This window comes from Streptomyces sp. BBFR25 (assembly GCF_044590125.1).
GTDB lineage: Bacteria > Actinomycetota > Actinomycetes > Streptomycetales > Streptomycetaceae > Streptomyces > Streptomyces canus_D.
This window is the reverse complement of record NZ_CP172447.1, coordinates 4735941-4746438: the sequence shown is the minus strand read 5'-3', so window position 1 is coordinate 4746438 and position 10498 is coordinate 4735941. Positions and strand designations below refer to the sequence as shown.

The 10498-nt window shown below is 71.5% G+C and carries 11 protein-coding genes; 3 read left to right on the top strand and 8 right to left on the bottom strand.

Annotated elements, in window-relative coordinates:
- Positions 1-166 precede the first annotated feature (166 nt).
- A complete protein-coding gene (locus ACGH52_RS21655) occupies positions 167-472 on the bottom strand; it encodes a glutaredoxin family protein (protein WP_076975631.1) in 306 nt (101 codons plus the stop codon).
- 120 nt (positions 473-592) lie between these two features.
- Between ACGH52_RS21655 and ACGH52_RS21650 the strand changes: the two genes are divergently transcribed.
- The 3 genes from ACGH52_RS21650 to ACGH52_RS21640 all read left to right on the top strand — a co-directional run bounded on the left by ACGH52_RS21650 (position 593) and on the right by ACGH52_RS21640 (position 4150).
- Complete coding sequence (locus tag ACGH52_RS21650) at positions 593-1543, top strand: HAD family phosphatase (protein WP_171987328.1); 951 nt, start codon at positions 593-595, stop codon at positions 1541-1543.
- A gap of 314 nt (positions 1544-1857) precedes the next feature.
- Positions 1858-2652: an ECF subfamily RNA polymerase sigma factor, BldN family gene (locus tag ACGH52_RS21645; RefSeq protein WP_059299812.1), complete on the top strand. Its 795-nt coding sequence runs from the start codon at positions 1858-1860 to the stop codon at positions 2650-2652.
- Positions 2653-2902: 250 nt separating this feature from the next.
- Positions 2903-4150 (top strand): DUF5667 domain-containing protein, encoded by a 1248-nt coding sequence (locus tag ACGH52_RS21640; protein WP_059299811.1) that lies wholly within the window; start codon positions 2903-2905, stop codon positions 4148-4150.
- Between the two features lie 48 nt (positions 4151-4198).
- Here ACGH52_RS21640 and ACGH52_RS21635 read toward each other — a convergent pair whose 3' ends face one another.
- From ACGH52_RS21635 to ACGH52_RS21605, 7 genes are all read right to left on the bottom strand, one after another.
- Positions 4199-5263: a lysophospholipid acyltransferase family protein gene (locus ACGH52_RS21635; RefSeq protein ID WP_210978253.1), complete on the bottom strand. Its 1065-nt coding sequence runs from the start codon at positions 5261-5263 to the stop codon at positions 4199-4201.
- Positions 5264-5277: 14 nt separating this feature from the next.
- A complete protein-coding gene (locus tag ACGH52_RS21630) occupies positions 5278-6339 on the bottom strand; it encodes an NAD-dependent epimerase/dehydratase family protein (RefSeq protein WP_059299809.1) in 1062 nt (353 codons plus the stop codon).
- Between the two features lie 196 nt (positions 6340-6535).
- On the bottom strand, positions 6536-6634 hold the full coding sequence (locus ACGH52_RS21625; protein WP_003948845.1) for a 30S ribosomal protein bS22: 99 nt from the start codon (positions 6632-6634) through the stop codon (positions 6536-6538).
- A 109-nt stretch (positions 6635-6743) separates the two neighbouring features.
- Entirely contained in the window at positions 6744-6956 is a 213-nt protein-coding gene (locus ACGH52_RS21620; RefSeq protein WP_004984898.1) for a helix-turn-helix domain-containing protein, read from the bottom strand.
- A 129-nt stretch (positions 6957-7085) separates the two neighbouring features.
- Positions 7086-7901, bottom strand: coding sequence for a phosphatase (locus tag ACGH52_RS21615; protein WP_121700594.1), 816 nt, complete (start codon positions 7899-7901; stop codon positions 7086-7088).
- Between the two features lie 222 nt (positions 7902-8123).
- Positions 8124-9296 (bottom strand): acetoin utilization protein AcuC, encoded by a 1173-nt coding sequence (locus ACGH52_RS21610; protein ID WP_399941588.1) that lies wholly within the window; start codon positions 9294-9296, stop codon positions 8124-8126.
- Positions 9247-10488, bottom strand: a complete 1242-nt coding sequence (locus ACGH52_RS21605; RefSeq protein ID WP_210978251.1) for an MFS transporter — start codon at positions 10486-10488, stop codon at positions 9247-9249. The genes ACGH52_RS21610 and ACGH52_RS21605 overlap by 50 nt, the downstream gene beginning before the upstream one ends.
- Positions 10489-10498: the final 10 nt, after the last annotated feature.

Sequence of the window (10498 nt, the reverse complement as noted above, 5' to 3'; positions counted from 1 at the left end):
GATTTGCCCGGCCAACGTGACCGGGGTCACGCGCCCCCGGCGCACGGGACGGGAACCGGCGCACACACGCCCTCGTTCCTCACTCATCGGGGGCAAAGCCGCACACACTCCTCACGATCAACGCCCCCGAGACCTGGTCGCCATCGATCCTAAGCGACCATACGGACTACTTGTACTGATCGGTCAGTGCCTTGCGCAGCCGTTCCTCGTTCACACGCCAGAAGGTGTGCTGCCGCCCGTCGATCAGCACGACCGGAATCTGTTCCCAGTACTGGTCGTGGAGCCCGCGGTCCTCGGTGATGTCCTTCCCCTCCCAGGGGACGCCGAGTTCGGCGCAGACCTTCTCGACGACGAGCTGTGCGTCATCACACAGATGACAGCCGGGTTTGCGGATGAGGGTGACGAGATGGTTCTCGGAGTGCTCAGGGGGCTGCGCGGGCTTCCGGCGGAAGAGGGGGCTCATGCCGGCCATTCTCGCGCGCGCGGGCGTTCCCCGGGCCGGACGCCCTTTAACGGCACGGTCGCCCAGAGTTCACAGCCCGCGAACCTCTCGACTCCGAAGCATCCGAACAAACTGGCTATGCTCACGGGCATGGCCGCTCTTCGATGGCTCACTCCCCGTAGGCGCTCCGCCACGGCGCGGAGCGTGTTGGCAGGCGAGGCCTCGGCGGAGGCGGCGCGCAAGTCCGCGGAGGCCGCCGAGACCGCACAGAGAACACGGGAAGCCGCTCCCGACACCGGCACCACGGAACCGGAGTTCCCGGTGCACGGCGACGACCGGGCGGCCGCCTTCTTCGACCTCGACAACACCGTGATGCAGGGCGCCGCGATCTTCCACTTCGGCCGGGGCCTGTACAAGCGGAAGTTCTTCGAGACCCGCGACCTCGCCCGCTTCGCCTGGCAGCAGGCGTGGTTCCGGCTGGCCGGGTTCGAGGACCCGGAGCACATGCAGGACGCCCGCGACTCCGCGCTGTCGATCGTCAAGGGCCACCGCGTCTCCGAGCTGAAGTCGATCGGCGAGGAGATCTACGACGAGTACATGGCCGAGCGGATCTGGCCCGGCACCCGCGCCCTCGCCCAGGCCCACCTGGACGCGGGGCAGAAGGTCTGGCTGGTCACCGCGGCCCCGGTGGAGATCGCCCAGGTGATCGCCCGCCGCCTCGGCCTGACCGGCGCGCTCGGCACGGTGGCCGAGTCGATCGGCGGCGTCTACACGGGCAAGCTGGTCGGCGAACCGCTGCACGGCCCCGCGAAGGCGGAGGCGGTGCGCGCCCTGGCGGCGGCGGAGGCCCTGGACCTGTCCCGCTGCGCCGCCTACAGCGACTCCCACAACGACATCCCGATGCTCTCCCTGGTCGGACACCCGTACGCCATCAACCCGGACTCCAAGCTGCGCAAGCACGCCCGCGAGCTCGAGTGGCGCCTGCGCGACTACCGCACCGGCCGCAAGGCGGCCAAGGTCGGCATCCCCGCGGCCGCGGGCGTCGGCGCGGTGGCGGGCGGCACCGCGGCGGCCATCGCGCTGCACCGCCGACGCCGCTGATCCGGCCGTCGCCCCAATCGGGATGACGTACCCCCTCGGCCGGCTCTCCAGTCCCCTGTACTCACATCGAGCACAACACGCTCTGTAGTCATACGGAATCCGAACCGTTCCGGTCACCAAGCGATCATTCTGGCGCAGCTGATCGAGCGTCAATCGGGCACAGAAGCGACGTAATCGATGATTTGAGCAACTGGGCGTAGCAGTGCCTGCACGAAGCGTTATTCTCCTCAGACGCATTCCGGTACCCCACCTTCGCTACGACGGGTGAATGGTTCCGTACTGCACGTGATGGAAGCTCTGCCTCTGGGAGTCCCGTGTACCCACACGTCGGGGTTGACGCCTCGGGCCTGGCTACGCTGCGCGCAACGGTCAAATCAGCCCAAGACCTGTTGCGCGGCTTCGTCCCCACCGCGTATGCCGTCCCCGCCCTCGCCGCGGCCGCCGCGCCCGCCGGTCCGTGCTACGCACTGGCCGAAGGAAGCGCCGCCGTCGGCAGACGCGCGCGGTCGTCCTCGTCCGGGGCCGCCGCCACCACCCACCGCCGCCCCGCCGCGGACAGCGACAGCGCCCGCATGATGGAGCTGGTCGAGCGGGCCCAGGCCGGCGAGGCCGACGCCTTCGGCCGGCTCTACGACCAGTACAGCGACACCGTGTACCGCTACATCTACTACCGCGTGGGCGGCAAGGCCACCGCCGAGGACCTCACCAGTGAGACCTTTCTGCGGGCCCTCAGGCGCATCGGCACCTTCACCTGGCAGGGGCGCGACTTCGGCGCCTGGCTCGTGACCATCGCCCGCAACCTGGTCGCCGACCACTTCAAGTCCAGCCGCTTCCGCCTGGAGGTCACCACCGGCGAGATGCTCGACGCCAACGAGGTCGAGCGCTCCCCCGAGGACTCCGTCCTCGAGTCGCTGTCCAACGCCGCCCTGCTGGAGGCCGTACGGCGGCTCAACCCGCAACAGCAGGAGTGCGTGACCCTGCGCTTCCTCCAGGGCCTCTCGGTCGCCGAGACCGCCCGTGTCATGGGCAAGAACGAGGGCGCCATCAAGACGCTCCAGTACCGGGCCGTGCGGACCCTCGCCCGGCTGCTCCCGGACGACGCCCGCTGAAAGACGCCCACCCGAGGGCGCTCACCCTTCGCGTTCCCCAAGTCACCACCGGTGAGGGTCTGTTGAGTCCGCGGTCCGAGCACCCACTGTCCGTAACCCAAGTGCCGCGCCGCTCGTTGTGCGGGATGCAGGCTCCCTGTGGTCACTCCCTGGCCGACTCCGGTCACCCGATCGGATGGTTCCGGCCTGGGCGTGCAACCCTCAGGACCCCCTGGGGAGTCGACCGTGATGACGAGAGGAGGTGCCGCCAGTGATCGCGAACGTATCGGCACACCGGCGGGCGAACGCCTTCGCCCAGGCCCTGGAGGAGCAGTCGGATCCCGGGGCGGCGGCCGAGCAGTCCGGAGGGCCGGCAACCGCCGGGGCCACCGCGGAACCGACCGAGCAGGGTCGCCTGACGACCCTCGCCCATGGTCTGGAGACGCTGCCCCGGCCGGTGCTGGATCCCGAGGTCAAGGTCGTCCAGCGGGCCCAGCTCGTGGCCGCCTTCGAGGCCATGTTGCAGGAGGGCACCGCAAGCGGCGGGGCGGCGGACACGTCGGTACCGGAGCAGCGCCGGGCGCGCGGCGCCCATCGGGCGGCACCGCTGAGCAGGTTCCGGCCGCGCTCGCGGCTGGCCAAGGGCCTCACCGCGGGCGGGCTGAGCGTGAGCGTGGCCGCCGGGGCCTTCGGCGGAGTCGCCGCCGCCAGTTCGGACGCCCTGCCCGGCGACTCGCTCTACGGCCTCAAGCGCGGCATAGAGGACTTCCGCCTCGGCCTCGCCGACGGCAACGACGAGCGGGGCCGGGCCTACCTGGACCTCGCCTCGACCCGGCTCAGCGAGGCACGCCGGCTGATGGAGCGCGGCCGCAGCGGCCCCCTCGACCACGAGTCCCTCGGCGAGGTCCGCCGCGCCCTGTCCGGCATGCAGCACGACGCCTCGGAGGGCCACCGCCTGCTCAGCGCGGCCTACGCCCACGATCCGGACTCGCTTGCCCCGATGCAGGCCCTCTCCGCCTTCTCCCAGTCCCATAGGGAGACCTGGGGAGCACTGCGCGAGCGGCTGCCCGTGCAGCTCGGGGACGTCAGTGAGCAGGTGTCGTCGGTGTTCGACGCCATAGACGACGATGTGGCCCCGCTGGAGTCCATGCTGCCCCGGCCGCCCGCCGAGGATGGCGACGGCGGGGACGGCGGCCGCCCCGGCGGTTCCGGCTCGACGACCACCGACACTCCCGGCTCCGGTCACTCGTCGCCGCCCCGCACCGGTGACGACGGCACGTCCGAGCGCGGGCGTTCCCAGTCCGACCGGCCCAGCGAGTCCGCCGACTCCGGTGACGAGAGCGACGGCCTGCTCGGCGGCGGCACCGGCGGCCTGCTCGACCCGCCGAAGGACGACACCGGCACCGCCTCCCCGCCCGCGGGCGGCAACACCCCGCCCCCGGAGCCGGACGTCACCCTCCCGCCCCTCCTCCCGGGCCTCCTGCCCGGCCTGGGCATCGAGGCGGAGGACGCGGACTGAGCGGTGGGGCGCCCCGGCACCCGGGGCGCCCCACCGCCGTACCACCCGTCAGAAGAACACCGACCGCCGCTGCACCAGCAGTTTGTAGAGCGTGTGCTGGATCTGTTCCCGCACCTGGTCGGTCAGGTTGAACATCAGCACCGGGTCCTCGGCCGCCTCCGGGGCGTAGCCGTCCGTCGGGATCGGCTCACCGAACTGGATCGTCCACTTCGTGGGCAGCGGCACCGCACCCAGCGGCCCGAGCCAGGGGAAGGTCGGCGTGAGCGGGAAGTACGGGAAGCCCAGCAGCCGCGCCAGGGTCTTGGAGTTGCCGATCATCGGGTAGATCTCCTCCGCCCCGACGATCGAGCACGGAACGATCGGCGCCCCCTGCCGCAGGGCCGTGGACACGAAGCCGCCCCGCCCGAACCGCTGGAGCTTGTAGCGCTCGCCGAAGGGCTTGCCGATGCCCTTGAAGCCCTCCGGCATCACCCCGACCAGCTCACCCTGCGCCAGCAGCCGTTCGGCGTCCTCCGCGCAGGCCAGGGTGTGGCCCAGCTTGCGGGCCAGCTCGTTGACCACCGGCAGTACGAACACCAGGTCCGCCGCCAGCAGCCGCAGGTGCCGGTCGGCCGGATGGTGGTCGTGCACGGCGACCTGCATCATCAGCCCGTCCAGCGGCAGCGTCCCGGAGTGGTTGGCGACGATCAGCGCACCGCCCTCGGCCGGGATGTTCTCCACGCCCTTCACCTCGACCCGGAAGTACTTCTCGTACACCGGCCGCAGCAGGGACATCAGCACCTGGTCGGTCAGCTCGGCGTCGTAGCCGAAGTCGTCGACCTCGTAGTCCCCGGTGAGCCGACGGCGCAGGAAGGACAGTCCGGCCGCGACGCGCCGCTCCAGGCCGCCGTCCTCACCGCCGTCCTCACCGCCGCCGTCCACCACAGGCGACTGGTCGGGCTCGGGAGCGGGCTCCTCGGCGGCGGCCCCCCGTACGGGCAGCGGCTGCACCTCGCCCACCGGCCCCTCGCCCACCGGCGCGGACTCCGCCGCACCGCCCCTGCGCCGGTTTCCCGCGCCGCGGCTCCCCCGCGACCGGTCGTCGTCGAACGGAATGACCTTGGCGTCCGCCATCGTTGATGCGCTCCTCAGTTGGCGCTCTGCGTCGGGAGGTGACCGCTGCCCCGCACGGACAGCTCCGCGATCCGGTCGACGGCCCCCGCGAGGGCCTCGGGCGGCAGCAGCCCGGCCCCGCGGCCGCGGGCGAAGTCCGCGAACGCCCCGGCCGTCGAGTACTTCGGCCTGAAGCCCAGCGTCTCGCGCATCTGCGTGGTGTCCACCACCCGACCGTGGGTGAGCAGCCGGATCTGCTCGGGCGAGAAGTCCGTCATCCCCAGCGTACGCACGAGCGAGCCCGCCCAGGTGACCGCCGGCAGCAGCAACGGCACCGTGGGACGGCCGAGGCGCCGCGAGCACTGGGAGAGCAGCAGCACACCATCACCGGCGATGTTGAACGTCCCGCTGTTCAGCGTGCCCCGCCGCGCCTCGTGCGAACAGACCCGCAGCACCTCGATCACGTCGTCCTCGTGCACGAACTGCAGCCGCGGGTCATAGCCGAACACCGTCGGCAGCACCGGCAGTCCGAAGTACGAGGCGAGCGGCGTGTCCGCGGCCGGGCCGAGGATGTTGGCGAACCGCAGCACGGTCACCGACACGTCCGGCCGACGGCGCGCGAAGCCCCGCACGTACCCCTCGACCTCGACCGCGTCCTTGGCGAAGCCGCCGCTGGGCAGGGACTTGGGCGCGGTGGTCTCGGTGCAGACGGCCGGATCGCGCGGGGCGGACCCGTAGACGTTCGTACTGGACTTCACCACCAGCCGCCGCACCGTCGGCGACTTCTGGCAGGCGCCGAGCAGCTGCATCGTGCCGATGACGTTGGTCTCCTTCACCGACGTGCGGCTGCCGCTGCCCAGCGGCGTCCCCGTCACGTCCAGGTGCACGACCGTGTCCGCCCGCGTCTCGGCGAGCACCCGGCCGATGGCCGACTGCCGGATGTCCGCCTGCACGAACTCAGCGCCACCCAGATGGTGCTCGGGCGCGACGGCGTCCACACCGACGACCCGCTCCACCTCGGGATCACGCTGGACCCGCCGGACGAACCGGCCGCCCAGCTGCCGGGCCACTCCGGTGACGAGCACGACCTTGCCCAAGATCAGCGCCTTCCTTCCGCCTGCTCCAGCCCTGCTCCGGCCAACTTAGCCGCTAGGTGTTGTGCGGTGATGCCCGACGGACACGGCAGATGCCGAAAAAGCGCGGCCGGATGCGCGCCAAGTGCGCGACCGTACGACTGTGGCCCCCCACCGGATCGGTGGGGGGCCACAGGACACGCTGACGGCGCAGCGTCGCTTACTTCTTGTTGCGACGCTGAACGCGCGTGCGCTTCAGCAGCTTGCGGTGCTTCTTCTTGGCCATCCGCTTGCGCCGCTTCTTGATAACAGAGCCCACGACTATCCTCGCTCACTTCTCATCACTCGGTTGGTGAGCGCCATGGGCCCACACGACCTACGAGGGGCCAGCCTACCGGTCCGAGCGCTGAGGGTGTAATCGAGGGCCGTCAGGCCGTTTCCACCCCCACGTAGCTCTCGCGGAGGTACTCGTGAACCGCTTGCTCCGGGACACGGAACGACCGTCCCACCCGGATCGCGGGCAGATGACCGCTGTGCACCAACCGGTACACGGTCATCTTGGACACGCGCATCACCGAGGCGACCTCCGCCACGGTAAGGAACTGAACCTCGTTCAGAGGCCTTTCGCCAGCTGCAGCCATGACACACCTGAACCTTCCGCACTCGACGGCCACCGGCTTCCCCTTCCGGTGACTCTTCGTCGCTGCGTGCTCACTCCCCAATGTAGGGGCGGGTGATGCGAATGGGGAAGAGGTGCACCCATCGCTTCCCTACCGTGACAGACACGCCCGATTGAGTACGTAGCGGGTAAGCGGTCGGTAGTACTCAGACCGCACAGCGTCATCAAGTGGAACGGCGACGGACACGAACCCCTCGGCCTGACCGACGAAGAGCGCGGGATCGTCCGTATCGGCCGGACCGATGGCCTCGAACCCGAGCTGACCTGCACCGCAGACCCACCCGTGGTCCCCGATCACCAACTCGGGCAGCGGCCCGCCCCCCTCGGCCGCAGCGGCCAGCGCGGCCCGAACCGGCAGCGGCGAGTGGGTGTGTGCGCCGGGCTCACCACCGGCGCGCCCGGCGCCGGGCTCCCGCACCAACGCGACTCCGCGGACGTAGTCGAGACGGTACGTGCGTAGACCGAACCGGGTCGTTATGTCGACAGAGCGACCCTGCGCCGGGGTGAGGACAGCACATCCCGCCGCCGACAGCGCCTCGGCCAAGGCGACGTAGAAACCGAGCAGTCGATGCGGGTGCCCGGTGCCGAGCAGCACCGGGGCACGCCGCCCGGCGGCCGCCGCGAGCCGGTCGGCGAAGGCGTCCAGCGCCGCGAGGGTCCGGTCCGGGTCGATCACGTCCTGCCCCGAGGTGTCGCGCGGATCGGCCGAGACCCCGCACCTCTCCGCCATCAGTCCCAGCAGCTCCCGCGGCCCCCAGGCCCGCTCCGGGTCGATCCCGATCAGCACCCGGGGATCCCGCGCGGCGAACAACCGGTAACTCCGCAGACTCACCTCCCGAGAAGTCGCCACCACCCCGGCCAGCCGAACATCAAGAAGATGAGCCCGAAGAGCTCCACGGGTCAGCACACCCCCGATGCTGCCGTGTCGCTCGGCCAGCGGAGCAGGAAACGGCAGAATCCACCCACGGTCGGCGTAATCCCCCAGCTGCGGGCAGTCGTGCCTCCCCCAGTGCCTGAACGGCCTGGGAGGTACCCCCAGGCGGCACGGGTGGGCGCAGCGGCACCCCGCAACGCCGGGCTGCGCACCCACCCCCGGCCCAGCCCACGGCCGGGCAACCAGGAAACCGCCCTACGCCAACAACCCCCGCAACGGAAACACCGCCCGCCGAGCCGCCCGCACCGCCTGGTCCAACCGATCCGCAGGGTCGTACCCCGCCTCCCACGGGGCGTACGACACCGGCCACCGCCCATCGGTCATCCGCTGCGGCCCCAGCTGCCGCGTCCGCGCGAACACCTCCTGCCGCCACCCCTCCGGAATCACCGTCTCCGGCTCCACCGGCCGCCCCGCCGCGATCCCCACCAGATGCGTCCACGACCGCGGCACCACCTCCACCACGGCGTAGCCACCCCCGCCGAGCGCCACCCACCGCCCCTCGGCGTACTCGTGCGCGAAGTCGTGACAGGCCACCTGCACCGCCCGCTGCGCGTCCAGCGACACCGCCAGATGCGCCAGCGGATCCTCGAAGTGCGTATCGGCCCCGTGCTGCGTCACCAGGACCTGCGGCCGGAACTCCGCGAGGACCTCCGGCACCACCGCGTGGAACGCCCGCAGCCACCCCGCGTCCCCGGTCCCCGCCGGCAGCGCGACGTTCACGGCCGACCCCTCGGCGCGGTCCGCCCCCGTCTCCTCCGGCCACCCGGTCTGCGGGAACAGCGTCGCCGGATGCTCGTGCAGCGACACCGTCAGCACCCGCGGGTCCTCCCAGAACGCCGCCTGCACCCCGTCCCCGTGATGCACGTCCACATCGACGTAAGCGACCCGCTCGGCCCCCAGCTCAAGGAGCCGCGCGACCGCCAGCGCCGCGTCGTTGTACACGCAGAACCCGGACGCCGCGCCCGGCATCGCGTGGTGCAGCCCGCCCGCGAAGTTCACCGCGTGCAGCGCGTCCCCCCGCCACACCGCCTCCGCCGCCCCCACCGACTGCCCGGCGATCAGCGCGGACGCCTCGTGCATCCCCGCGAAGGCCGGATCGTCGATCGTCCCGAGCCCGTACGAGCCGTCCGCCGCACGCGGATCGGCCGACGCCGCCTTCACCGCGTCGATGTAGTCCTCGCGGTGGACGAGCCGCAGCGTCGACTCCCCGGCCGGTCGCGCGGCGACGACCTCCATCTCCCGGTCGAGCCCGAGGGCACCGACCAGACTCCGGGTCAGGGCGAGCCGGACCGGGTCCATCGGATGCTCCGGCCCGAAGTCATAACCCGTTACTGCCTCGTCCCACATCAGCTGTGCGTGGCCGCTCATGCCCGCCACCGTATCGGTCCGGCCCGGCCTCGAACGACCTGGCGTACACGACCGTCACCAGCACCAACACCATCGGCACGAGCATCGCCCCGCGATAGCTCCAGGCGTCCCCCAGCGCCCCCACCAACGGCGAACCGATCAGAAAGCCCACGTAGTTGAACACATTGAGCCGCGCCACGGCGGCATCGGACGCCCCCGGACGACCGTCCTTCTCCGCCGCCAGCCGCCCCGCCGCCGCGAACGTCTGCGGGACCAGCACGCACAGCCCGAGTCCCAGCAGCGTGAACCCGAGCATCCCCACCCAGGCCCCCGGCGCCGACGCCACCACGGCGAACCCGCCCGCCGCGACCACCGCCCCGCCCCGCACCACCGCCACGGCACCGAACCGCCGCACCCCGAAGTCCCCGACGGCCCGCCCGACCAGCGTGGTCACCATGTAGACGTTGTACGGCACGGTGGCCAGCTGCTCCGAACTCCCCAGCACGTCCTGGAGGTACTTCGCGCTCCAGTTGGAGACGGTCGAATCCCCGATGTACGCGAACGTCATCACCAGACACAGCGGCAACAGCACCTTGAAGCCGACGCCGCCCCCGGCTCCGCCCCCGCCCGTACCCTCACCCTCCGCGCCGGCCCGCTCCCCGTCGACGTACCACCGGCTCCCCACCAGCGCGGCCGGCAACAGCACCACCACGACCGGCAGATACGACACCCACAGCGCCAGGTCCCAGTGCGCGCCCGCCCATGCCAGCGAGGCCCCCAGAATCCCGCCCAGGCTGTACGCCGCGTGGAACCCGAGCATGATGCTGCGCCCGTACGCCCGTTGCAGGCTCACCCCGAGCATGTTCATCGAGGCATCCAGCGCACCCACGGCCAGTCCGAAGACGGCCAGGGCGACGGCCAGCACCGCCACCCGGTCCCCCGCCCCGACGCCGAGCAGCGCCAGCAGCACCACCGGCTGGGACCAGCGCAGCAGCCGGCTCGGCCGCACCCGCCGCACCAGGCGCTCGCTCACCACACTCCCGACACCGGCCAGGATCGGCACGGCGGCGAGGAAGACGGGCAGCAGCGCGTCGGAGACGCCGTACCGGTCCTGGATGGCCGGGATACGCGTCACCAGCAGCGCGAAGGCAACCCCCTGGGCGAAGAAGCCGAACGCGAGCGAAGCCCTGCCGTGCCGCAGCACATCAGTCATGGCGGCGAGC

What these genes read in the sequence shown, in the direction of transcription:
- ACGH52_RS21655 (WP_076975631.1), bottom strand. Translation starts at nt 472, where the DNA reads ATGGCCGGCATGAGCCCCCTCTTCCGCCGGAAGCCCGCGCAGCCCCCT.
- ACGH52_RS21650 (WP_171987328.1), top strand. Translation starts at nt 593, where the DNA reads ATGGCCGCTCTTCGATGGCTCACTCCCCGTAGGCGCTCCGCCACGGCG.
- ACGH52_RS21635 (WP_210978253.1), bottom strand. Translation starts at nt 5,263, where the DNA reads ATGGCGGACGCCAAGGTCATTCCGTTCGACGACGACCGGTCGCGGGGG.
- ACGH52_RS21620 (WP_004984898.1), bottom strand. Translation starts at nt 6,956, where the DNA reads ATGGCTGCAGCTGGCGAAAGGCCTCTGAACGAGGTTCAGTTCCTTACC.
- ACGH52_RS21610 (WP_399941588.1), bottom strand. Translation starts at nt 9,296, where the DNA reads ATGAGCGGCCACGCACAGCTGATGTGGGACGAGGCAGTAACGGGTTAT.
- ACGH52_RS21605 (WP_210978251.1), bottom strand. Translation starts at nt 10,488, where the DNA reads ATGACTGATGTGCTGCGGCACGGCAGGGCTTCGCTCGCGTTCGGCTTC.